This window comes from Streptomyces sp. NBC_00654, from assembly GCF_026341775.1.
Lineage (GTDB): Bacteria > Actinomycetota > Actinomycetes > Streptomycetales > Streptomycetaceae > Streptomyces.
In genome coordinates this window covers 952,073-975,916 of sequence record NZ_JAPEOB010000002.1, presented here as the reverse complement: position 1 = coordinate 975,916, position 23,844 = coordinate 952,073, and the positions used below count along the sequence as shown (strand labels likewise).

Below are 23,844 nucleotides of genomic sequence, written 5' to 3'. Positions count from 1 at the left end.
CCCGGCCGCCTCACATCTGGATCCTGCGATTGCGGTTGATGTTTGCGAACGTTCCCACAGCATGTCAAGAGATGTGTCAGGACTATTTCATCCAGGAAAACCTTCTGTATGCATGGGTCTTGCGCTCCGGTTCGACTGCCGTCGATGATGTGCTCTCAAGAACGGCACTGAAATCGCGGGAACGTTTTCATAGAGGAGTGGAATGAAGATCACCGGCCTGGAAGTGCTGACTCTTCCCGACCACGGCGACAGCATGATGCTGGTCGTGGTCGACACCGACGAGGGCATCCACGGCCTGGGCGAGGTCGGCATCAGGTCGCGCCAACGGGCGGTCGCGGGCGGTCTGGAGCACCTCGCGGAGCTGATCGTCGGCGAGGACCCGAGGCGTATCGAGCACCTCTGGCAGGTGATGTTCCGGCGCGGGTTCTTCCCCGCCGACCGCATACTCGGCGCCGCCATCGCCGCGGTGGACGTGGCCCTCTGGGACATCCGCGGCAAGGCGCTCGGCGTACCCGTGCACGAACTGCTCGGCGGCCGGGTACGTGATCACGTACCCGCCTATGTGCATGTCGGCGACGGCTACGACGACCGCGAGTGGTTCCTGGACCGCTGCCGCGACCTGGTCGCGCAGGGCTGGCGTCATCTGCGGTTCGCCTCGCCGCACGACGCCGACGGCACGCTCGACGCCCGCCGCTGCCTGCGCGACTCGGTCGGCCTCTTCCACCAGGTGCGCGACGCGGTCGGCGACGAGGTGGAGCTGATCCTCGACGTCCATACGCGCCTGGATCCGCCGGAGGCGCTGACCCTGTGCAGGGAGATCGAGGCGGCCCGTCCGTTCTTCGTCGAGGACCCGCTGCGCTGTGAGAACCCGGACAGCTACCGCATGCTGCGGGCACGCACCGGGGTGCCGCTGGCCGCGGGCGAACAGTACGGCTCCAAATGGGAGTTCAGGACGCTCATCGAGGACGACCTCATCGACTACGCGCGCGTGGACGTGGGGGTGGCCGCCGGCCTGACCGAGGCGAAGAAGATCGCGGCGATGGCGGAGACCCACCACATCAAGCTCGCCACCCACAACCCGCTCGGCCCGGTCACCGCGGCCTCCTCGCTCCAGCTCAACCTGGCCTGCCCCAACGCGGCGATCCAGGAGCACCAGACCGACCCCGAGCCCGCCATCGCCGCCCTCTTCACCGCGCGGCCGACGATCCTGCCGGGGCGGGTGGAGCTGAGCGAACTGCCCGGCATCGGCGTCGACATCGACCGGGAGGCGGCGCGCCGGTACCAGGCACACGCGGCCGAGCGCCCGCACCTGCGTACGTCGGACGGGGCGTTCACCAACTGGTAGCCCCGGGCCGGGCCGGGCAGGGCCGGCCGCAGCCCGCGTATGCACAGCACACACGATTTCCCACCCCAGGAAGTGAGGCGAGTTCCGTCATGTCGTTCACAGGAGCCGCGAGACCGGTCCGGATGGGCCTGGCCGGCGTGGCGTTCATGGGCGTGCTGGTCGGCGCGTCCGCGACGCCGGCCGGCAGCCAGGAACGCGAGAGCGAGAAGCTACAGGTGACGGCCGTGTCGTCGCGGCCCGGAGTGGTGTCGGGGGACGACGCCCTGATACGTGTCGTGGCGCCCGCGTCCATAGCGGCCGACAGCATCCGGATCGCGGTGGACGGCCGGGACGTGACATCGAGCTTCCGGCCGTCCGGCGAGAACGCGCTGATGGGCGTGGTGAAGGAGCTGTCCAAGGGCGAGAACAGGCTCACGGCCACGGCTCAGGGCGCGGACAGCGGAGAGGTGACCCTGAAGAACCACCCCATCACGGGGCCGGTGTTCTCCGGGCCGCACGAGAAGCCGTTCATCTGTGACACGGCCGAGTTCAAGACGGTCACCGGCGGCACCCTCGGGCAGCCCACCGACGAGAACTGCTCGGCCGAGACCCGCGTCGACTACATGTACCGCACCACGGCCGGCACGTTCGTCGCCCTGCCCGACGTGAACGACCGTCCCGCCGACCTGGCGACCGCCACGACGAGCGCGGGCAAGAAGGTGCCGTACATCGTCCGCGTCGAGACCGGCACCATCAACCGCGGCATCTACGAGACGGCCGTACTGCACGACCCGCTGTCCCCCGCCCCCGACCCGCTGGAGCGCGGGCCGGGCTGGAACGGGCGCCTCGTGTACGGATTCGGCGGGGGCTGCAACGGCGGCTGGTACGTCCAGGGCCGCAAGACCGTCGGCATCATGAACGACACGTATCTGAGCAAGGGCTACGGCGTCGCCTCGTCCTCGCTGAACGTCTTCGGCAACAACTGCAACGACCTGCTGGCCGCCGAGACCATGAGCATGGTCAAGGAACGCTTCGTGGAGACGTACGGCGAACCGGCCTTCACCATGGGGAACGGCTGCTCCGGCGGCTCGTACCAGACCCACCAGATCGCCGACAACTACCCGGGCCTGCTGGACGGCATCCTCTCCGGCTGCAGCTTCCCCGACGTCGGCTTCGGGACGATCCAGACGCTCAGCGACGCCCAGCTCCTGAACCACTACTTCACCAATGTCGCGCCCGACGCGTTCACCAAGGAGCAGCAGAAGGCGGTCTCCGGGTTCGGCACGTGGGAGAGCATCGGCAGCCTGGCACGGGCCGCCGGCCGTATCGACCCCACGGTGTACTGCCCTGCCCAGCTGCCCAAGGAGCAGCGCTACAACCCCGCCACCAACCCGGACGGTGCCCGCTGCGACGTGTACAGCCACGCCGTGAACGTCTACGGCGAGGTACCGGAGACCGGGAAGGCGCGCAGGCCGCTCGACAACACCGGTATCCAGTACGGACTTCAGGCCCTGAACAACGGGACCATCGACATGGACCGGTTCATCGACCTGAACCGGCGCATCGGCGGCCTCGACGACGACGCCAAGCCCGCCGCGGAGCGCACCGTCGCCGATCTCAAGGCGGTTCGGCTCGCCTACCGCACCGGTCGCATGCTGAACGGCGGTGCCGGTCTCGCCGACATCCCGATCATCGACTACCGCGACTACACGGACGACGCCGCGACCGGCGACATGCACATGCGCTTCCATTCCTTCTCCACCCGGGCGCGCCTGGACAAGGCCAACGGCACCCACGCCAACCAGGTCATGCTCACCCGCTCCAGCGGGCACGGGTTCACCCTCGCCGGGATGGTGGCCGACATGGACCAGTGGCTCACCGCCATCAAGGGGGACCCCGGCAACGACGCCCCCATCGAGAAGATCGTCCGCAATCGGCCGCAGGGACTCACCGACGCCTGCTGGACCCGTGGCATCGGGGCGAAGAAGATCTCGGAACCCCAGGTGGAGGGCATCGGCAACACCGAGTGCAACACCCTCTACCCGGTGTGGACCTCGCCGCGGATGGTCGCCGGAGCCGATGTGGCCAATGACATCGTCAAGTGCCGCAAGCGTCCCGTGGTCAGCACCGACTACCAGGTGCCGGTGACCGAAGCCCAGCTCAAGGAGCTGACGGGGATCTTCCCGTACGGTGTCTGCGACTGGTCCGTTCCCGGGGCGGGTCAGCAGGCCCCCATGGGTACCTGGCTCTCCTTCGACGCGGTGACCGGATAGCGACAGGCGAGCCCCGAAGGCTGTTCCGACAGGCCCCGGTGTCCGTTCGCTCCACCGCGCCCGTCATTTCGCCCGCACACCCCCGCCCGTGACGCGTCCCGGTATCCGGGCGGGGGTGTGCGGGCGCCGCCCGTCGCTTAGGGTGGCGGACGCAGCTGGTTCGCCCCCGTCCGCCAGGCGGGACGCGTCGTAAGAGGGAACCCGGTGGGAATCCGGGACTGCCCCGCAGCGGTGAGTGGGAACGAACGCCGTCATACGCACTGGATCCGGCCGGATCCGGGAAGCGACGGCCAGTAGGAATCTGCCCCGGCGGATGTGCCCGCGAGTCCGAAGACCTGCCCGTTGCCCGTACGCGACCGATCGCGTGCGGAGATCCCGGTGACCTCGTGGGCGGGTCGGCGTACATATCGGGCGGCACGTGCGGGAGAACTCCGCGACGTGGTCCGCCCGGTCGGTCGTCCCTTCGCGTCCGCGTCCCGTCCCCGGGATCCAGGACACATCTCGCGAAGGAGAGTTCTGTGACAGCGAAGCCCGCAGCCGCGGCAGCACGGGCCACCGTGTACGGCTACCCCCGCCAGGGACAGAACCGTGAACTGAAGAAGGCCGTCGAGGGCTACTGGAAGGGCCGCGTGAGCGCGGACGCCCTCCGGGAGACCGCGGTGGATCTCCGCCGGTCGAACTGGCAGCAGCTGGCCGACGCAGGCATCCATGAAGTGCCGTCCGGCGATTTCTCGTACTACGACCATGTGCTGGACACCAGCGTCATGGTCGGAGCGGTCCCCGAACGGCACCGCGCGGTCGCCGAGGAAGACGCGCTGGACGGCTATTTCGCGATGGCCCGCGGCACCCAGGACATCGCACCGCTGGAAATGACCAAGTGGTTCGACACCAACTACCACTACCTGGTCCCCGAGCTGGGCCCGGACACGGTGTTCACGGCGCACTCCGCCAAGCAGGTCGCCGAGCTGAAGGAAGCCCTCGCGCTCGGCCACACCGCCCGCCCGGTCCTTGTCGGCCCCGTCACCTACCTGCTGCTCGCCAAACCCGCGCCGGGCGTGTCCGGGGACTTCGAGCCCCTGACCCTGCTGGACCGGCTGCTGCCGGTGTACGCCGAGGTGCTCGCGGATCTGCGGGCGGCCGGCGCCGAGTGGGTCCAGGTCGACGAACCCGCTCTCGTCCAGGACCGCACCCCTGCCGAACTGAACGCCGCCACCCGCGCCTACCGCGAACTCGGTGCCGCCACCGACCGGCCGAAGCTGCTGGTCGCCTCGTACTTCGGGCGGCTCGGTGAGGCCCTGGGCGTGCTGGCCAAGGCGCCGGTGGAAGGGCTGGCCCTCGACTTCACCGAATCGGGCGGCGCCAACCTCGAAGACCTCGCGGCGGCCGGCGGACTGCCCGGCAAGCGCCTGGTCGCGGGCGTCGTCGACGGACGCAACATCTGGATCAACGACTACGAGAAGTCCCTCGCGACCCTCGGCACCCTCCTCGGCCTCGCCGGCCGGGTGGACGTCTCCGCCTCCTGCTCACTCCTGCACGTACCGCTGGACGCCACCGCCGAGCGCGACATCGACCCGCAGATCGCCCGCTGGCTCGCCTTCGCCCGGCAGAAGACGCGGGAGGTCGCCGTCCTGACGCGTGGGCTCGCCCAGGGCACCGACACCATCGCCACCGCACTCGCGGCGAACCGCGCCGACCTCGCCTCCCGCGCCGGATCGGCACTGACCAGCGACCCCGCGGTGCGGGCCCGCACCGCCGCCGTCACCGCCGCGGACGGACGGCGCTCGCAGCCCTACGCGGAACGGACAGCCGCCCAGCGCGCGCACCTCGGGCTCCCGCCGCTGCCGACGACGACCATCGGTTCGTTCCCCCAGACCGATGAGCTGCGCACCGCTCGCGCCGACCTGCGGGCCGGACGGATCGACACCGCCGGGTACGAGGAACGGATCAGGGACGAGATCCGGGAAGTCCTCTCCTTCCAGGAGAAGGCGGGGCTCGACGTCCTGGTGCACGGCGAGCCCGAACGCAACGACATGGTGCAGTACTTCGCCGAGCGGCTCACCGGCTACCTCGCCACCCAGCACGGCTGGGTCCAGTCGTACGGCACCCGCTACGTCCGGCCGCCGGTGCTCGCGGGCGACATCTCCAGGCCGGAGCCGATGACGGTCCGCTGGACGGCGTACGCCCAGTCGCTGACCGCCCGTCCCGTCAAGGGCATGCTCACCGGCCCGGTCACCATGCTCGCCTGGTCCTTCGTCCGCGACGACCAGCCGCTCGGCGAGACCGCCCGGCAGGTCGCCCTCGCCCTGCGCGACGAGGTCGGCGACCTGGAAGCCGCGGGCACCTCGGTGATCCAGGTCGACGAGCCCGCCCTGCGCGAGACACTGCCGCTGCGCGCCGCCGACCGCGGCGCCTATCTGGCCTGGGCCACCGAGGCGTTCCGCCTCACCACGAGCGGCGTACGTCCGGACACCCAGATCCACACCCACATGTGCTACGCCGAGTTCGGAGACATCGTCGAGGCCATCGACGACCTCGACGCCGATGTCATCAGCCTGGAAGCGGCCCGCTCCCACATGCAGGTCGCCCGCGAACTGGCCGCGCACGGCTACCCCCGTGAAGCCGGACCAGGCGTCTACGACATCCACTCCCCGCGCGTCCCGAGCAGGGAGGAGGCCGCGGCCCTCCTCCGTACAGGACTTGAGGCCATCCCGGCCGGCCGGCTGTGGGTCAACCCCGACTGCGGCCTGAAGACCCGCGGCTGGCCCGAGACCCGCGCCTCCCTGGAGAACCTCGTCGCCGCCGCCCGCGTGGTCCGCGCGGAGCTGGCCACCGGGAACGGCTGATCCCGCGGGGCCGGGGCGGACACCCCTCGTGTCCGCCCCGGCCCTGCCGCGCTCGCGCTCATCAACTCCCACCCGTGCGGCGCCCGAACGGCGGTACGCTGCCGGGGTGCGGCGGCGTGTCCGGACAACTCCCCGCCTCCGCATGATCACTGAACCGATGGATATGGCCGCGGTCGGCATCAGCACACCTTCACCTCACGATGGAGCGACCATGCTGCGGGTGTACTTCACGTCCGAGGATCTGGCGCGGGTCCGCGTGGCCCCGGGCCCGGACTTCCTCTGGGAGATCAGCAACAGCGTGCAGACCCTGCAACGACGCGACGGGGAAAGGGTGTTCGGCGCCTGGCGCCGCTGGGCCCGGCCGCGCCTCTCGGGCAGTCGCCGGCTGCTGTCCAGTCTGCTGCCGCCGCGCGGCTACTCACCGGACTTCCTCACCCCCACCTCCGGCGACCGCACCACCATGCAGGCAGCGGTCGACACCCTGATGAGCACGCCGCGCACGCGCCTGCGCACCGAGCTGACACAGCTGTCCTCGCCCACCCGGTTCCCGGGCTGGACGAGCTCCTTGGCCAGGGGGGACCGGGAAGCCCTCCGCCGGCTCGGTGACGCTCTGCACGCCTACCGGCTGGAGGCACTCGAACCGCACTGGCAACGCGTGCGCGCCCATGTCGACGCCGACCGTGCCCTCCGCCTGCACAGCCTGCTGGACGGCGGCACCGAGGGGCTGCTCACCGGCCTCGGCCCGCACTTCCGCTGGCGCCCGCCCGTACTGGAGGTCACCTACCCCGTCGACCAGCAACTGCGCCTGGAAGGCAGGGGACTTGTACTCCAGCCGTCGTTCTTCTGCTGGCCCACACCGATCACGCTCGCGGACGGAGACCTGCCGCCCGTGCTCGTCCATCCCATCCACCACACCGCCGACTGGGCCGGGAGCGCCTTCGACGGCCGCACCACGACGGGCGCCGGTCCGCTGGGGCCGCTGCTCGGCCACACCCGGGCGGGGGTTCTGCGCGCGGCCCGCACCGGCTGCTCCACGGTCGAGGCCGCCCGGCTGCTCGATGTGACCCACCCGGCCGTCAGCCAGCACCTCAATGTGCTGCGCGCGGCGGGTCTGATCACCACCGTCCGCAGAGGCGGACGGGCCTTCCACGTCGCGACGGCGGAGGGGCGGGCCCTGCTGGCCACGGAGGAGCGTGCGGTCCGTCCGTAACCCGCCGGGCCCGGCCGTGCCGGGGCGGGCCGTAAGCCTGGGCTTACGGCGCTTGTGCCCGTGGAGGGTGAGGAACCACGCTGGTTCCGCAGCCGCACACGGCCGGGTGATCCCCGAAGCCGTTTCCCGCAAGGGCCTGTCCCCCTCCAGGAGCCTTCATGCGTAAGAGACTTGTGTCCCTCACGGCCGCCGCGGCCGTCGTCGGAGCCCTCCTTCTTCCCGGTACGGCGGCCCACGCCTCGTCCGCGCCGGGCATCCCGGCCGTGTCCGTGCTCGCCCATGGCACGAAGGCCGGCACGGCCGTCGTCAGCGGGTACGACCGGCCGGGCAGCCGGCTGAGCGTCGACTCCGGACGCACCCGGAGCGCGCACTGGCTGCAGATCGACTACCAGGTCCAGGAGACCGGTTACTGGTGCGGTCCGGCAGCCACCCGCATCGCCCTCTCCGCCCGCACCGCCCCGCCGGCCCAGGGCGAGCTCGCCCGGCAGCTCGGCACCACCGAGGCGGGCACCGACCATATCGGCCAGGTGACCGGCGTACTCAACGCGAACCTCGGCGGCGGCTGGTACGAGACCAAGGAAATGCCGAACGACCCGCCCACCCAGGCGCAGCGGGACCTGCTCTGGTCCGACATCGTGTTCGACATCGACCGCAACTACCCGTTGGTGGCCAACATCGTCGCGCCGCCGGGCAATCAGCCGCCCGGGTACCCCTCGGACCAGACGATCTACCACTACTTCACCGTCTTCGGCTACGACGAGGTGGACCGCACCGTCCTCATAGCCGACCCCGCTTCCTTCGGCGGCAACCAGATCTACTGGATCTCCTTCGACCAGCTCGCCACGCTGATCCCTCCGAAGGGGTACTCCGCCTGACTCCCGGCCGAGGACTCTCCCGCCCCGGTGCCCCGGCGTCCGGTGCCCCGGCGTCCGTTGAACGTGATTCCCCCCATAACCTCCAGACCAGGAGATCAAGTTGAGTCATCACAGTTCCCACAGTCCCAGCCGTCGAAGTGTCATCAGGGCCATCGGCGGAATCACCGCGGCGACGGCTCTGGGCGCAGGCGGGGTCCTGGCCTCGGCCTCCGCGGCCAGTGCGGCGGGCGACGGCTTCGGGCTGCGGATCGTGGACCACAACGAGAGCGATCCCCGCATGTGGTACTACCGCTTCGCTACCGACGCGATCGGCTGGGATCCTGGAGTCAACGTCCTGCTCCCCGACGGATACCACACCGGCGGGCGCCGCTACCCGGTCCTGTACCTCTTCCACGGCGGCGGTACGGACCAGGACTTCATCACCTTCGACCGTATGGGCATCCGTGCCTGGACAGCCGGAAAGCCGGTCATCGTCGTGATGCCCGACGGCGGCCACGCGGGCTGGTACTCCAACCCGGTGAGCTCCAACGTCGGCCCCCGGAACTGGGAGACGTTCCATATCGCGCAGTTGCTCCCGTGGATCGACGCCAACTTCCGCACGTATGCCGAGTACGACGGCCGCGCGGTCTCCGGATTCTCGATGGGCGGCTTCGGCGCGCTGAAGTACGCGGCCAAGTACTACGGTCACTTCGCCTCGGTGAGCGCCCACTCCGGGCCTGCCAGCCTGCGCCGCGACGCGGGTCTCGTCACGCACTGGGCCAATGTCTCCTCCGCGGCCGTGGAACTGGGCGGCGGCACGGTCTACGGAGCGCCGCTGTGGGACGAGGCCAGGGTCAGCGCCGACAACCCCGTGCAGCGCATCGAGAGCTACCGGAACAAGCGGGTCTTCCTGGTCGCGGGCACCAGCCCCGATCCGGTCAACTGGTTCGACCGGGTCAACGAGACACAGGTGCTCGCCGGGCAGCGGGAGTTCCGGGGCGGACTCGGCGCCGCCGGTATCCCGCACGAGTGGCACGAGGTCCCCGGTGGGCACTTCGTCCGCCCCGATCTGTTCCAGCGGGACCTGGACGGCATCGTCGCCCGGCTCCGCAAGGCGTAGGGAAGCCGCTCGCGCTCGTCGGTGGCGAGCGCGAGCGGCCTGGCCTCAGCCCGCGTCCGGCAGGTTGAAGAGACGCTGCGCCCGGCGCACGTTCTCCTGCCGCAGCGCGGTCGCCCATGGCCAGAGATCATCGGCTTCGAGCCACGGACAGACCATGTGGTGGGCGATCCGGCACCGCGCGCCCGGGACCGGCTCCGCGTCCCAGGTGTTCCAGGCGACGCCGTCCGTGGTGATGAGCCACCGCCGCCGGGGCGGCACGGTGTGGGAGGGGACGGTGATGCCGGGTTCCAGCAGCACCCATGCCTGCGGATGGAGGGTGGGGTAGCGGTCCTGCGGGAGTTCGCACAGCGGGCAGTCGGGCGGTGCCGGCGGAGGGGGAGCGGTGGCTCCCTCGCGTACGGACTGCGGAGCGTCGTCGGGGTGGTACGGGGCGGGCGCGGCGTTCTCGGTGTACCCCATGGTTTTCAGGGTCCGGACCGCGTGGGGGTTTTGGTAGGACGCGATCCGGCCGTGACGCAGGGGGCAGGTGTTGACCAGAGTGATGTCACACGCCACATGAGGCGTGTTCCGGCGCGGCGGTAGCCAACTCCTTGGCCGGTCCCGTACTGGTACTCGCCGGACCGGCCGGTGAAGAGACGGAATTCCGTCCGCCGGACAGCCGGACAGCCGGACAGCCGGACAGCCGGACAGCCGGACAGCCGGACACCACCGGGCCGGATGTGGCCGGTGCTTGCCCTTGACGTACGGGTGAGGGGTTACCGTCCAGGTGCCTCCGGGCCGGACGGCCGGAGGAAAGACGGCAGACGAGGAGACCGCCATGCCCGCCGACCAGCCGATCCTGCCCGGACCGCCCTCCGCCACCGACACCCCTCACGACTCCGGCTCCCCGCAGGACCGCCGCACGCCCCACGCCTCCGCCGCCTCACCGGTCGCCCGGACGTCGAGGGAAGTGCGGCTCGTCTCCGTTCCCGAGGGGCTGCCTCGCCCCGAGCACTTCCGGGTCGCGGAGACGGTGATCCCGCGGCTGGGCGCGGGTGAAGTGCTGGTGCGGAACCGGTACTTCCAGGTCTTCCCGGCACTTCGCACGGTCATCGCCGGCGGTGTGGAGGGCGCCCCCTTCCCCGGTATCCGGCCCGGTGAACCGCTGTTCGGGGCGGCGGTCGGCGAGGTGGTGGCCAGGGGCGGGGAAGAGGGGAACGGGCCGGAGGAACCCGACGGCGACGGTGCGCGGACGGGGTCCCCTCGGATCGGCGCATGAGTGTCGCACTGGCTGGGCTGGCGGGAGTACGCCGTGGTTCCGGCCGGCGGATACACCCTGCTCGGTGACGAACTGCCCGACCCGGCGGCTCATCTCTCCGAAGGACCCCTCGCGTACGCGGCACTCACGCGGGGCGCCGGACTCCGCTCCGGCGAAACGGTGTTCGTGTCCGGTGGGGCCGGTGCGGTCGGCTCGATGGCGGGACAGCTCGCGGGGCTCCTGGGCGCGGGCCGGGTCATCGGAAGCACCGGTTCGGCGGAGAAGGCGCACCGGATGACGGAGAGTCTCGGCTACGATGCGGCCGTCCTGCGGGAACCCGGCGCCCCGTTCGCCGCCCGGCTGGCCGAGGCGGCGCCCGACGGCATCGACGTGTTCATCGACATGGTCGGAGGCGAACAGCTCCGGGCCGCCGTCGCGGTGGCCCGCCCGGGTGCGCGGTTCGTGCTGGTCGGCGCGCTGTCCGGGCAGTTGGCCGAAGGGAGCAGGGGTGACTCGGCCCCGGTCGAGATCGACTTGTTCGAGGTCATCGTCAAGCGGATCACGATGCGGGGCTTCGGCGGCCTCGACCTCCAGGGAGTCCGCTCGGAGTGGGACCGCGAATTCGGCCGGTGGCTGCGCTCGGGGAAGATCACCTTTCCCCATGTACGGATTCAGGGCATGGACAACGCCGCACGGGCGTTGCACGAGGTGATCGGTGGCCGCCACTTCGGAATGGTGGTCGTCGAGGTGTAGGTGTGTGTCTTCACGTACACGTACACGTACGCCGGGCGCGCGTGGACGGCCGGTGCCGGTGAGCCAGTCGGGGGTGGCGGATGCGGATCGGTGACGCGGCGGCAGCGGCGGGGACCACGCCGAGGGCCCTCCGGTTCTACGAGGAACGGGGTCTGCTCCCTCCTCCTCCGCGCACCGCCACGGGCCAGCGCGAGTACGGTGCGCGCGACATCGCCAGGATCGGAGTCGTCCGGGAACTGCTGGCCCTCGGGCTGACGGTCGAGGACGTACGCGGCTGTGCCGGCCATCTCGAAACGCTGCTGGACGCCCCCTTGCCACAGCGGTGCGGCGTTCCCGCGGACGTGGGGGAAGGCGGCGGAAGCGCGGGAGTCGCGGCGCGACGGCTCGCCGCCATCGACGCGGAGATCGCCCGGCTGACGCTGCTGCGTGAGCGGCTGGCGGCCCGGGTCGCCGTACCTTCCGCGGACGCCCCGGACCGGGAGAATCCCGTTGGTGGAGCCGTGACCGCCCCGCCTAGTATCCGGTCGTGACGACACCTCCGGACGAACAGATCCTGGACGCCCTGCGCCGGGCCGACGCCGCCCGGCTGGCCCGTCTCCTCGAAGCGGGAGGCCGCGGGCCCGACGTCCTCGGACGCCTCGTCCGGCACGACAACGCCCGGGTGCGGTATCTGGGGCTCACGCTGCTCGCGGAGCGGGTGGCGGCATCCCCGCCCGGTGCGGGGGATCCCGGAGCGGTCGAACGGGACGGCCTGGTGGCGCTGTTGCCCCGGGTCCTGTCCGGTTCCCCGGAGGAGGCGCTCGTCCTGGCCGGACTGTGCGCGCACCTCGGGCCGCGGTTGCCCCGGGATCGCCGGCCGGACTGGCGGAGCGCGGGTCTGCCGGTGCGGGCGCGGGTCGCCTGGCTCCGGGCCGAGCTTCTCACCGACCCCGCCGTCATCCGCGACGGCACTCCCGGAGAGCTGCTGTACCAGGCCGTGCGCGCCGGCGACCTCATGGCCGCCCACAGGCCCGCGCACCTCGTGGCCGAGCTGGTCAGCAGCCGGAACCCGGTGCTCCAGGCGGAGGCCCTGCGGCTGGCCCGGCAGGGGCTGCACACCGGGCTGCTCGCTCCCGCGACCGTACGCGCCCGGCTGGTCCCGCTGCTCGACGCGGCCGACGCCGGGGTAGCGGTGGGCGCACTGAACGAACTCGCCGAGCCCTGGGCGGCGATGCTGCCGCTGGAGCGCTCGCTCCTGGCTCCGTTCCTCACCGCGGATGCCGCCACCGGAAGGCCCGAGGCCGCGGCGGCCGCGCTCACCACCGCGGCCCGGCACGGACACGGCGGCCTCCTGCGACAGGTGACCGAGGACCCGGATCTGCCGCCCGTCCTGCGCGGACGTGCCCTGGAACTCCTGGGCGCGTCCGCGGAACGCGAGGACATCAGCGGGCTCCTGGAGGTGGCCGCGCAGGATCCCCTGCTGCTCGCCGGGCCGGTGCTCACCTGTCTGCGCGGGCTGCACCGGCGCGGGCACTTCCCGGCGGAACGGGATGTCCGGCCCCTCGTCGGGCTGGCCCTGACCGACCATTCGATACCGGCGCGTGCTGTCGCCACGGTGCTCTACACCTGCCGCCGGGCGATGTACGAGGCCCTGGCCGACGCGCCGGACGGAGACCCGGACTGGCCCCGCCGGCTCGACCTCCTCGTCGCCCTGGCCGGTCAGGGGGCACCGGAACTGCCGATCGGGGAGACCATCACCGGACGGCTCCAGGCGGCTCCCGCGCCCGGACCCTTTCTCGACGCGATTCGTACGCTGCGCCACGCGGGAGCCGAGGAGGCGGTGATCGCTCTCCTGCCCACCGCGCCCCTGGCGGCTCTCGGCGTACTGGAGGCCATCGGCGGCAGCCGTACCGTCCGGGTGCTCGCCGAAGGCCTGGGCCTGCCCCCCGCCGGGGGAGGCGACGGCGACGAGGTCACCGTCACGAGTGGGGAGGCGGGCACCATCGTGCCGTCGCTGCGGGGCGTCCGGAACCGGGCCCTGGAGATCCTGTGGCATCTGAGCCGCGAACCGGAGGAACGCGAGCGCATCCTCGTACGGCTCGACCCCACCGACCTGCCCGGCCGCATCGCGGCCGACCTGGGAGGGCCCGACGAGGCGGAACTGGCCCTCCTGCGCTCCCGTCCGGCCCCGGACGATCCCGTGGCGGCGCTGTGCCGGCTGGCGGACCACGGCGGCGCGGGAACCGGAACCCTGCCCGTCATCGCCGATCTGCTCCTGCGCATCGTGCGCGACCTCGCGTCACCCCCGGCCGAGGGCTCCGGCCCGTCCGGCCGGGACGCGGCCCGTCCGCCCGGCGAACCCGAGGTGCCGCAGGAGGTCCTGGACGCGGTGCACGCCCTGGGGTGCCGCCTCCACCGGCGGCAGCGCATCCGGCCCGTCTGTCTGCTCGACGCGGTGGACGAGCGGGCGGCGGGCCACTGCCTCGTCGCCACGATGGCACTGGAGCTGCTGGACCGCCCCGCGCTCTCCGGCGCCGAGCAGGCGGTTCTGCTGAGATCGCTGCTCCGGGTGCCGGACGTGGTGAATGTCCGGCCACGTGTGCACCCCTTGCTGCGCAGCCGGGACCCGGACGTACGCAAGCACGTGATCGCGCTGCTGGCACGCGATGCCCACGGGGACGACGCACAGGCTCTGTCGGCGACGCTGACCGTGCTGACCAGGTCCGGGGACATCCGGACCGTCCGCCAGGCGCTGCTGGCCCTCGGGCACGCACGGGCGCGCTGGGCGGTCGTTCCGGTCGCCGCCTGTCTCGACCACCCGAACATGAACATCAAGAAGACCGCCGCCTCCGTCCTGGTCCGCGCGGGCGGACCGGCGGCCGTGCCCCGGCTGCTCCACTGGCTGGGCAGGCACGACAACCCGGGCCTGCGTACCGCACTCGTCGAGGCGCTGCGCACGATCCTGGGGGACGCCTACGCGGCCACCCTGCTCGCCGCCGCCGAACAGTGCGAGGACCGGCGCGCCCGCGGACTCCTGCTGGCGGGCCTCGACGGCGTACTCACCGGGCGAGCGGTCCTGGCCCTGGACGCCCAGGTGTCGGCGGTCGTTCCGGCGTTGCTCGGCCTGGTGTCCTCGGGCGGCGTCCGTCTCGCATCGGGCTCCGCCGGGGAACTGGCGGAGCCCATGTCGAGGCACGGCGTCACGCCGCCCGCCGCGCGCACCCCCGGGGCCCCCGCCGCGCGCGCTTCCGGGCCGGGCGACGGGGCCGACTCCGAGGTCGCCGTCCTGCTGACCGGGGGATGGAACGCCTCGGCCGCCCTCCGTATCGCAGCGCGGCCCGAACCACCGGACGCGCACCGCCTGGCGGAGCTGCGGAAGCTGCGGCCCCTGCTGGAGGACTGGCTCGGGCTGACCGCCCGCGCGCGTTCCGCCGACGCCCGGCTGCGGCTGCTGCGCTGTGTGCTCCGGCTCTGCCCCGGCCCGTGGACGTCCGGCGAAGTGGCCGCGTTCGCCCGGTTCGGCGGGGTGCTGATCACCGTGCTCGACGAGGTCGCGGGCGGGAGGCCGGGGACGGGGACGGCGGCGGAGGAGTTCGCCGGGGAACTCATGGCCCCTCTGGCCGCCGTGGCGCCGCGGTTGTCGGATGTCGAGCGGTTCGCCGTCGTGGAGTCGGTACGCGCGCTGCCCGTCGGAGCGGGTGGCGGCACGGCGGTTCTGGGCCTGCTCCGGCAGTGCGGTGCCGTGCTGGTCCGGGCCGATCTGGACCGGGCGCTCGCCGCCGCCCACCTCGGAGCCGACCCCTGGAGGGCCGGGCCCGCGGTGCTGCGTGAGGCATTCGGTGTGCCGGAGCGTGCCGCTGCCCCCGCCGGTCGGGCGGCCTCCGACGATCGGGCCGAGTCCGGTGAACTGTCCGCGTGGCAGGCCGCGTTGAGCGCCGCCGTACGCACGCCCCGGGCCTTTGAGGAGTTCCGCCGCACCGCCCTCCCCGCCCCGGACTCCAGGGATCGCCTCGACGCGCTGATCGTCGCCCACCCGGACGCCGACCCCACGGTGCGCGACCGCCTCGTCGACTGGATGCAGCTGCTTCAGCCCCTCGACGCACCGGCCTGGACGATCGCCGAGACGTCCGAGACGTCCGGGAGCGCCGGGACGGTGGGGGCAGCGGCGGGCCCGGCGGCGGCCACGCCTCCGGCCGCCGCCAGGACCGTACATTCCGACGATCTCGACCAGCCGCGCTCGGCCGCCCTGCGCGACCGGTTGCTGACCATGCTGGACGCCCCCGATCCGGACCGGCGCAACGCCGCGGCGAAGGCCCTGCGGGCATGGCCCGAGCCCGGGACCGCCCGCGCCGTGCTCCGCGCGTTCCTGCGCGGCCGGGTGGACGAAGAGACCGGCGGAGCCCGGCTCGCCCGCACATTCGCCACGGTCGGCGAGGCGGAGCTGCGCGGCGACGGGGTCCGCCCGGACCGGGTGCTCCGCATGGCCGGGTGGCTGGACCCCTGGGACCTGCCACCGCTCGTCCCGCTGGTGGTGGAGTGGTGGGAGAGCGGGCCGCCCGGCCTCCGCGCGGAGGCCGGGAACGTACTGAGCAGAGTGCCCGGCGACGTACTGGCGCAGCTCCTCGGCGCGCGCGTCGACGCGGGATCCCCGGGCATCCTGGAACTGCTGTCCGGACAGCCGTTGCTGCGTACCCCCGCCCTGGTCCGGGCCCGGCGACATCTGCGTACGGAAGGCCGCGACGCCCTGGCCGACCGGCTCCTCCTCGTCGAAGGACCCCTGCGCGGGCCCGAAGCCGCGGGGCAGGACGCCGCCGCGCTCGAAGCCCTGCGCTCCGCGGCCCCCGTGGCGACGGAGGGAGCCGGGGCCGCTCCCGCGCTGCGGGACCTGCTCGACCGGGCCCGCGGCGGTACCCCCGAGGAGATACGCCGGGCCCTCACACTGCTCGCCGAGCGGTACGGCCGACGGCCGGTGGGCCAGGGGCGGCCTGTGCCGTACGACGACCGGGAGCAGGAGCTCAGCGGTCTGATCGACGACTTGCTGCGCCACCCGAAGGCCGGTGTACGTCTGCACGCCCACCGGACCTCGCGCGCTCTGCTGGACCGTTCCACCCATGCGCGGCAGACGATGTTCCTGCTCGACGACCCCCAGCCCGATGTGGTGCGCATGGCCATCCGGACACTCGCCCACGCGGGCTGGGAACCGGCGATCCCCGCGCTGACCGGACTGCTCGGCCACGCGCAGCCCACCGTCCGGGGCGCGGCAGTCGAGGCCATCGGCCGCTTCGGAGCCGCAGCCGTCCCCGCGCTCCGGCGGGCCGCCGCCCACGCACGCCCCGACCGGCGGTCCCGCTACACGGACGTCCTGGCACAGCTCATGAGCGCCGACGACGCGTAGACGCTCCGTGCGATCCACCGCACCGCGCACCGGGCCCCGCGCACCGGGCCCCGCGCACCGGGCCCCGCGCACCGGGCCCCGCGCACCGGGCCCCGCGCACCGGGCCCCGCGCACCGGGCCCCGCGCACCGGGCCCCGCGCACCGGGCCCCGCGCACCGCGCACCGGGCCCCGCGCACCGCGCCTCTCCTCGGCCGTGCCCTTCCGCGTCCGGGTGAACGCTTCAGCTGTCATGCCCCCGCGCGGCGGCGGCGACCTGGTGCAGCGTCCGCCCGGTGCGCGCCGACCGGGCATGGTACGGGTCGGGCGAGCCGGGTCTGTCGCGCACGGCCAGCCGGTCGTTGGCCTTGATCAGGAGCCATGCCTCCTGGCCCGCCGCGTCCGGCTCGTCGCCCACCCGGAACCGGGTGAGGGCGAACTCGCCGTGCAGTTTGGCGCCGTACAGCCAGAACGTGGCGTGACCGAGGGCCAGCGACTCCTCGAACGGTACGGAGGCGCCCTGCCGGTCGTGGCTGAGCGGGCGGTACGTGCCCTGGTCCCACACGATCACGGTGCCGCTGCCGGACTCGCCCCGCGGGATGACCCCTTCGAACTCGCGGTACTCCAGCGGGTGATCCTCCGTCGGAACGGCCAGCCGCCGGTCGCTCGGGTTCTCGGAAGGGCCCCGGGGAACCGCCCACGACTTCAGCACGCCGCCGACCTCCAGCCGGAAGTCGAAGTGCATGCGCCGTGCGTCGTGGATCTGCACCACGAAGTGGGGCCGAAGTGTGCCGTCGCCGTCCACGCCGTGCTCCCTCCGCCCGTGCTGCCTTCTTCCACTGTGCCGCCGCGGGCCGTGGACCGCACGACGGACGGTAGCCGGAAAGGCCGACGAGGCACCGGGTTCAGGCGCACATGCCAGGGGCGTATTCCGTTCCCGTTCCGGTCTGGACCAGGCCATTGACGCTCCTTCGAGGGCTCCTTTAAAACAAGTAGTGAAAAGTGCGCCCGAGGTGATCCCTCAGATCGTTCACCTCTCGGCGTGTGTCTGTCATGCGCATACCCCCACACAAAAGTGATGTGATGACTGTGCACCTCTCGCGCCACGCCGTGCGGTCCGCCTCCGGGCGCCGCCGCACCACGCTGTACGCGCTCTCCCTGCTCTGTGCTTCCGCGCTGGTGACGGCCCTGCCCGCCGGAGCCGCCCCCGCCCCCGGACCCGCAGGTCACCCAGCCGTCCCCCACGCGGCTGCGGCGCCTTCGGCGGTCACCTTCTCCGACGACTTCGACGGCCCGGCCGGGTCCGCCGTGGACGGCGGCAGGTGGCAGATCGAGACCGGGGACAACGTCAACAACCACGAGCGGCAGTTCTACACCGCGGGCAACGACAACGCCGCCCTCGACGGTCAGGGCAATCTCGTCATCACGGCCCGCAAGGAGAATCCCGCCAACTACCAGTGCTGGTACGGCACCTGTCAGTACACCTCGGCCCGGCTCAACACCTCCGGCAGGTTCACCACGGCGTACGGCCATGTCGAGGCCAGGATGAAGGTGCCGCGCGGTCAGGGCATGTGGCCCGCGTTCTGGATGCTCGGCGACGACATCGGCAGTGTCGGCTGGCCCAACAGCGGTGAGATCGACGTCATGGAGAACGTCGGCTTCGAACCGGGCACGGTCCACGGCACCCTGCACGGCCCCGGCTACTCCGGCTCGGGCGGCATCGGCGCCGGCTACACGCTCCCGGGCGGGGCCGCCTTCGCCGACGACTTCCACACCTTCGCCGTCGACTGGGCCCCGGACTCCGTGACCTGGTCCGTCGACGGCACGGTGTACCAGCGGCGCACTCCGGCCGACCTCGGCGGAAAGCAGTGGGTGTTCAACAAGCCGTTCTTCCTGATCCTCAATCTCGCGGTCGGCGGCTACTGGCCCGGCGACCCCGACGGGAGCACCGCGTTCCCGCAGCGACTCGTCATCGACTACGTCCGCGTCACCACCGGCTGAGGCGCGTTCGGGCGGCCGGCCGGCCGGTCCCTGCCGCCGCCCGAACGGCGTCCCCGGCGTCCACAGTGTTCCCGGCGTCTCCGGTGCTCCCGGCGCGTGCGCTGCCAGCGGGCCGGTGCGGGGTGCGGTGTCTCCCGACTTGATAGGCAAGTGAACGTTTGCCTATTCTGGGGTCGTGGCCGACGACATATTCAAAGCCCTGGCCGACCCCACCCGCCGCACCATCCTGGACGAGCTCGCGGAGAAGTCGGGACAGACGCTGTTCGAGATCTGCGCGCGCCTGAGCATGAAGCATCGGCTCGGGATCTCGCGCCAGGGCGTCTCCCAGCACCTCGCCGTACTGGAGGCCGCCGGTCTCGTCGGGACCAGGCGGGAGGGCCGCTGCAAATTCCATGACCTGAACACTGCCCCGCTGCGGCAGATCGCCGAGCGCTGGCCCGTGCCCGACACATCCGGACCGGAGAAGAGCACCCCATGAAGATCCACCTGACCAGCGTCTTCGTCGACGACCAGGCCGAGGCCCTGCGCTTCTACACCGAGATCCTCGGCTTCGTGAAGAAGCACGACGTCCCGCTGGGGGAGAAGGACCGGTGGCTGACCGTCGTCTCGCCCGAGGAGCCCGGCGGTACCGAACTTCTGCTGGAGCCCGCGGGCCACCCGGCGGCCAGGACCTACCGCGACGCACTCGTCGAGGACGGCATCCCGCTCGCCCAGTTCGCCGTCGACGACGTACGGGCGGAGTACGAGCGGCTGAGCGGCCTCGGCGTCCGCTTCACTCAGGAGCCCCTGGAGATGGGCCCCGTCACCACCGCCGTCCTGGACGACACCTGCGGCAACCTGATCCAGATCGCGACACAGCCGCGGTAGGCGGCCGGCCGTACGCCGTGCGGCGCGCGCCGAGCTTCAGTCCTCCTGGTCCTCCTCGTCCCCGTCGTGCCCGTTGTCCCGGTCGCCCTGCCGCTTCCCGTGGCCCTGGCCCTGCTGCCCGCCGTCCTGCTGCTGCCCGCCGTCCTGCGGCTGTTCGCCGCCCCCGGCCGACGCGTCCTGCGGGGCCTGGTTCTGCGGAGGCTGGTTCTGCTGGCTCTGCTGGTTCTGCGCCGGACCGCTCCCGGTGGAGCGGTCGCCGTCCGCGTCGCCCCGTGCCGGTGCGTCGGTGCCCGCCGTCGGGGCCGGGCCGGAAGCGGGCCCGGAGTCAGGTGTGCCGGCCGAGCTGGAGTCCGGTGAGAACAGGATCATCCCCAGATACACCGCGGCCAGGAACGTCGCCGTTCCCGCGATGGCGCTCGCCACCCGGGGACGCCGCTTGATCGCCTCACGCGCGCTGCGCCGACGGGCGGGAGCGGCTCTGTTCGAGGTGCTGCGTCTTCTGCCCGTGGGCTGCGGGAGCCGGTACGTCCCGGGGCCCGCAGGGGCGGCCGGGGTGACCGGAGCCGCCCGCGGCGGCGCGGCCGGGGCGGGCCGGGACGCCCGCGGGGCGAGCGGTGTCTGCATCGGCAGGGGCTCCGGGCGGCCGCGCCAGGCGTCGGTGCGGAACCAGTCGGAGACCTGCTGGGCGCTAGGCCGGTCCTCGGGCTGCTTCGCGAGCAGCCCCAGCAGGAACGAGTCGAACGCGGCGGAGATGTCCACGCCCCGCTGTCTGAGCGGCACCGGCGCCGTGTCGACGTGCTGGTAGAGCGTCGCGGTCGCGGTGTCGGAGCGGAACGGCGGCTGCCCCAGCAGGAGTTGGTAGATGACGCAGCCGAGGGAGTACATGTCGGAGGCGGAGTCGGCCGTGCGGCCCAGCGCGCGTTCCGGCGCCAAGTAGAGGCTGGTGCCCACGATGTGACCGGCCGTCGTCAACGCGGTGGAGGGGTCGTCGACGAACTGGGCTATCCCGAAGTCGCCGATCTTCACCGACCCCTCCGCGTCCAGCATCAGGTTGCCGGGCTTGATGTCCCGGTGGACGATGCCCTGACGGTGTGCGGCGGCCAGCCCCGCGGCTGCCTGACCCGCGATCAGGGCCACCTGCTCTGGATGGACGGTCTCCTGTGTGGCGAGTACGTCGCTCAGGCTCCGGCCCTCGACCAGCTCCATCACCAGATAGAAGCGGTCCTCCCACGCGCCGAAGTCGAACACGGCGACCAGGTGAGGGTGGCTCAGCCGGGCGGCGGTCTGCGCCTCCATGCGGAAGCGGGCCGTCGACGAGGCGTCCGCGTGGTCTCCCAGCAGCAGCTTCACGGCCACGGCCCGGCCCAGCACCTCGTCCGTGGCACGCCATACCTCGCCCATGCCGCCACGACCGATGGGGGATACCAACCGGTACCGACCAGCTACCAGCACCTGTACACCAATCTCGAATTGTGGCCCGCTCCGACTGTCGTGGGACCCGCCCCTCTTCGCACTCTTCGGGAGCGGGACAGGGGTGGGACGCGCGACCCGGTCAGGATATCGGTCCGTAGGACCGCGAATGCCCCGTCGGCCGCTCCGGCCGTCCTCAGGCGTGGCCGGGAGATGACGGATCGGCAGATCGTGGACGGTGCGGCCCCGGACCGGGCGGTGCCGGCGGTCCGCGACCTCCGGTCAGCCGGCGGTCGCGGCCGCCCGCCCCACCGCTTCCACCAGCGGCAGCACCCGGTGCGCCACCCGCTCGCGCAGCGCCACATCGGTCCGTGTCCGGACCACCCCGGGCAGCTGGATCAGCTGCTGGATCACATCCTCCAGGTGCCCGTTGTCCCGGGCCACGACCCGGGTCAGCAGATCCCCGCCCCCGGTGGTGGAGAACGCTTCGATGATCTCGGGGACGGCGGCGAGCGCGTCCCCCACATCGTCCAGATGCCCCTGGGTGACCTCCAGATGGACGAAGGCCAGGACCGGGTGGCCGAGCGCCGCCGGGGAGAGGGCCGGGCCGGTGCCCGTGATCACTCCGTCCCGTTCCAGCCGGTCGAGCCGGGCCTGCAGAGTGCCGCGGGCCACCCCGAGGACGCGCGCGTACTCACGCACGCTGGTACGTGGCTGCTCGATGAGCAGCCGCAGGATGCGGGTGTCGAGGGCGTCCACTGCCATGGTCCGTTGGCTTCTTCCTGGTTGATCGATACCAGTCCTGACTGTACCAATGGCACAGTGCTAACCGGTCGATTTGGGCCACTGTCCCGACAAGTGCTTTCCTTTGCCGATAGATGGCGCCGCGCAGCGCCGGACGGCGACGAAGCCGCTTCCGGTTCCGCGGCGCCTTTGCCATGCACAAGAGGGTGTTCACCAGGCGAAGGGGGCGGTCCGACCGTCGTGAAGAGGATGTTCGTGGCCCCGGATCCGGGGCTTGTGCGACTGCGGGTCTCCCTGCGCGCCGTGCTCGGCATCGGCCTGGCCGTGGCCGCGGCCGAACTGGCCGGCCTGTCCCTCACCGCCTCCATCACCGGAGGTCTCGCCGCACTCCTGGCGCTGTTCACGGTCGGTGACCCCACCGTCCGCGGGCAGGCGGTCACCACCCTGCTGCTGCCCGTGGCCGGCTTCCCGGTCCTCGCCCTGGCGAGCACCCTGCACGGGCAGCCCCTGCTGCGGGCCGGCTGCTGGCTGGCCGTCGTCTTCGCCGGGGTGTACGCGCGCCGCTGGGGCCCACGCGGCCACGCCCTGGGCATCTTCGGCTTCATGATGTTCTTCAGCACCCAGTTCCTGCACGCCGTCCCGGGCCAGCTGCCCGAGCTGTACGGAGCGGTGGCGCTGGCCGTCGCGGCTTCCTGCGCGGTCCGGTTCGGCCTCTGGTGCGTCGAGCGCCGCACCCCGCCGCCCGCCCAGCCCGCGCCTCTCACCGGGCGCGGCCTCGCCAGGCCCACCACCCGGCAGGCCCTCCAGGCCACCGCGGCCTGCGGGATCGCGCTCGTGGTGGGGCTGCTGCTCTCCCCGGACCGCTGGTACTGGGCGGTCGGCACCGCCTGGTGGATCTTCGTCAACACCGCCTCGCGCGGCGAGACGCTGGTCCGGGGCTTCCGCCGGGTCATCGGGACCGTCGCGGGCATCGGCGTCGGGCTGCTCGTCGCCGTACCGCTGCACGGGGCACCCGCGCCCACCACCGCCCTCGTCGCCGTCTGCGTCTTCGGGATCTTCTACACGGCGGCCCCCTCGTACAGCTGGATGACCTTCTTCGTCACCGTCATGGCCGGACTGCTCTACGGACTCCTCGGTGTCCTGAACCCCGGGCTGCTGTGGCTCCGCTTCGAGGAGACCGCCGCCGGGGCACTCGGTGCGGCCCTCGGGGTCGCGCTGATCCTGCCCGTCACCACGCATGCCACCACCGAGGCCTGGATACAGCGGGCCCTGAACTGCGTGCACCGCTGCACCGGTGCGGCGGCGATGCGGCTGGCCGGTGACCAGCACGCCGACCCGGCACCGCTCGCCGCCGAACTGGAGCTGCTGCTGGGCCGGGCCAGGCTCTCCCTCGCCCCGCTCGTCCACCCCCTCAGCCCCCTGCGCGCCCGCAAGGTCCGCGCCCGCCAGGTCCTGGACCTGCTCGACGCGTGCGCCCGCGAGGTGCGCGGCCTCGCTTCCGTGGCCGCCGACCCGGACGCCTCCCACGACGCGCGCCTCACCGCCGCCTGCCACCGGGTGGAGGCCGCCGTGCTGGCCCTGGCGCCGTCCGGACAGCCCCGCACGGACCGGTCGGCCGTACCCCTCCAGGCGCCGCACCACCACCCGGGGGCCGAGGCCGCGCTCGTACATCTGCACGCGCTGGAGAGTGCGCTGGCGGATCTCGCCGCACCGCTGCGCAGCTCACCCCGGGCGCCGCTCGTCCCCGCCTGACCCTGCTCCCACTCCCACTGCCACTGCCACTGCTCCTGTCCGCTGCCTCTTGCCCCTGACCAACCTCTGACCGCGAGCGCGAACGGGGTACGGGAGCGGTGGCGT

The 23,844-nt window shown here is 72.4% G+C and carries 18 protein-coding genes and 1 riboswitch; of the genes, 14 read left to right on the top strand and 4 right to left on the bottom strand.

What is annotated here, in order from left to right; all coding sequences use genetic code 11:
* Nucleotides 1–202 precede the first annotated feature (202 nt).
* The 6 genes from OHA98_RS24560 (at nt 203) to OHA98_RS24535 (ending at nt 9,624) form a co-directional block, all read left to right on the top strand.
* Nucleotides 203–1,345 (top strand): mandelate racemase/muconate lactonizing enzyme family protein, encoded by a 1,143-nt coding sequence (locus OHA98_RS24560; protein ID WP_266928908.1) that lies wholly within the window; start codon nt 203–205, stop codon nt 1,343–1,345.
* A gap of 89 nt (nt 1,346–1,434) precedes the next feature.
* Nucleotides 1,435–3,597 (top strand): DUF6351 family protein, encoded by a 2,163-nt coding sequence (locus OHA98_RS24555; protein WP_266928907.1) that lies wholly within the window; start codon nt 1,435–1,437, stop codon nt 3,595–3,597.
* A 190-nt stretch (nt 3,598–3,787) separates the two neighbouring features.
* Nucleotides 3,788–3,934: riboswitch (cobalamin riboswitch) on the top strand.
* A 181-nt stretch (nt 3,935–4,115) separates the two neighbouring features.
* The gene (metE, locus tag OHA98_RS24550; protein ID WP_266928906.1) at nt 4,116–6,440 is read left to right on the top strand and encodes a 5-methyltetrahydropteroyltriglutamate--homocysteine S-methyltransferase; all 2,325 of its coding nucleotides are present in this window, start codon (nt 4,116–4,118) and stop codon (nt 6,438–6,440) included.
* Nucleotides 6,441–6,651: 211 nt separating this feature from the next.
* The gene (locus OHA98_RS24545; RefSeq protein WP_266928905.1) at nt 6,652–7,650 is read left to right on the top strand and encodes a helix-turn-helix transcriptional regulator; all 999 of its coding nucleotides are present in this window, start codon (nt 6,652–6,654) and stop codon (nt 7,648–7,650) included.
* A 158-nt stretch (nt 7,651–7,808) separates the two neighbouring features.
* Nucleotides 7,809–8,525: a C39 family peptidase gene (locus OHA98_RS24540; protein WP_266928904.1), complete on the top strand. Its 717-nt coding sequence runs from the start codon at nt 7,809–7,811 to the stop codon at nt 8,523–8,525.
* Between the two features lie 100 nt (nt 8,526–8,625).
* Nucleotides 8,626–9,624, top strand: a complete 999-nt coding sequence (locus OHA98_RS24535) for an alpha/beta hydrolase family protein (RefSeq protein WP_266928903.1) — start codon at nt 8,626–8,628, stop codon at nt 9,622–9,624.
* Nucleotides 9,625–9,669: 45 nt separating this feature from the next.
* On the opposite strand, the gene OHA98_RS24530 is transcribed toward OHA98_RS24535, so the two are convergent.
* On the bottom strand, nt 9,670–10,083 hold the full coding sequence (locus tag OHA98_RS24530) for a DUF6083 domain-containing protein (RefSeq protein ID WP_266928902.1): 414 nt from the start codon (nt 10,081–10,083) through the stop codon (nt 9,670–9,672).
* A gap of 358 nt (nt 10,084–10,441) precedes the next feature.
* On the opposite strand from OHA98_RS24530, the gene OHA98_RS42760 reads away from it, so the two are divergent.
* The 4 genes from OHA98_RS42760 (at nt 10,442) to OHA98_RS24515 (ending at nt 16,988) form a co-directional block, all read left to right on the top strand.
* The gene (locus tag OHA98_RS42760) at nt 10,442–10,882 is read left to right on the top strand and encodes a hypothetical protein (protein WP_323179634.1); all 441 of its coding nucleotides are present in this window, start codon (nt 10,442–10,444) and stop codon (nt 10,880–10,882) included.
* On the top strand, nt 10,883–11,614 hold the full coding sequence (locus OHA98_RS24525; RefSeq protein ID WP_323179633.1) for an NADP-dependent oxidoreductase: 732 nt from the start codon (nt 10,883–10,885) through the stop codon (nt 11,612–11,614).
* A gap of 80 nt (nt 11,615–11,694) precedes the next feature.
* Complete coding sequence (locus OHA98_RS24520; RefSeq protein ID WP_266928901.1) at nt 11,695–12,144, top strand: MerR family transcriptional regulator; 450 nt, start codon at nt 11,695–11,697, stop codon at nt 12,142–12,144.
* Complete coding sequence (locus tag OHA98_RS24515; RefSeq protein WP_266928900.1) at nt 12,141–16,988, top strand: HEAT repeat domain-containing protein; 4,848 nt, start codon at nt 12,141–12,143, stop codon at nt 16,986–16,988. The genes OHA98_RS24520 and OHA98_RS24515 overlap by 4 nt, the downstream gene beginning before the upstream one ends.
* Before the next feature lie 221 nt (nt 16,989–17,209).
* Here the strand turns inward: OHA98_RS24515 and OHA98_RS24510 are convergent, their stop codons facing one another.
* On the bottom strand, nt 17,210–17,770 hold the full coding sequence (locus OHA98_RS24510) for a DNA polymerase ligase N-terminal domain-containing protein (protein WP_266928899.1): 561 nt from the start codon (nt 17,768–17,770) through the stop codon (nt 17,210–17,212).
* 278 nt (nt 17,771–18,048) lie between these two features.
* Between OHA98_RS24510 and OHA98_RS24505 the strand changes: the two genes are divergently transcribed.
* The 3 genes from OHA98_RS24505 to OHA98_RS24495 all read left to right on the top strand — a co-directional run bounded on the left by OHA98_RS24505 (nt 18,049) and on the right by OHA98_RS24495 (nt 19,833).
* Nucleotides 18,049–18,966, top strand: coding sequence for a glycoside hydrolase family 16 protein (locus OHA98_RS24505; RefSeq protein ID WP_266928898.1), 918 nt, complete (start codon nt 18,049–18,051; stop codon nt 18,964–18,966).
* Between the two features lie 175 nt (nt 18,967–19,141).
* Nucleotides 19,142–19,444 carry a helix-turn-helix transcriptional regulator gene (locus tag OHA98_RS24500; protein WP_266928897.1) on the top strand — a complete coding sequence of 101 codons (303 nt, stop codon included), beginning with the start codon at nt 19,142–19,144 and terminating at the stop codon, nt 19,442–19,444.
* Nucleotides 19,441–19,833, top strand: coding sequence for a VOC family protein (locus OHA98_RS24495; protein WP_266928896.1), 393 nt, complete (start codon nt 19,441–19,443; stop codon nt 19,831–19,833). Before OHA98_RS24500 ends, OHA98_RS24495 begins: the two co-directional genes overlap by 4 nt.
* Nucleotides 19,834–19,869: 36 nt before the next feature.
* Here OHA98_RS24495 and OHA98_RS24490 read toward each other — a convergent pair whose 3' ends face one another.
* Together OHA98_RS24490 and OHA98_RS24485 are read right to left on the bottom strand one after the other, a co-directional pair.
* Nucleotides 19,870–21,234: a serine/threonine-protein kinase gene (locus OHA98_RS24490; protein ID WP_266928895.1), complete on the bottom strand. Its 1,365-nt coding sequence runs from the start codon at nt 21,232–21,234 to the stop codon at nt 19,870–19,872.
* A gap of 291 nt (nt 21,235–21,525) precedes the next feature.
* Nucleotides 21,526–22,008, bottom strand: coding sequence for an Lrp/AsnC family transcriptional regulator (locus OHA98_RS24485; protein ID WP_266928894.1), 483 nt, complete (start codon nt 22,006–22,008; stop codon nt 21,526–21,528).
* A 228-nt stretch (nt 22,009–22,236) separates the two neighbouring features.
* Here OHA98_RS24485 and OHA98_RS24480 point away from each other — a divergent pair, with 228 nt between their 5' ends.
* A complete protein-coding gene (locus OHA98_RS24480) occupies nt 22,237–23,739 on the top strand; it encodes an FUSC family protein (protein WP_266930890.1) in 1,503 nt (500 codons plus the stop codon).
* Nucleotides 23,740–23,844 lie beyond the last annotated feature (105 nt).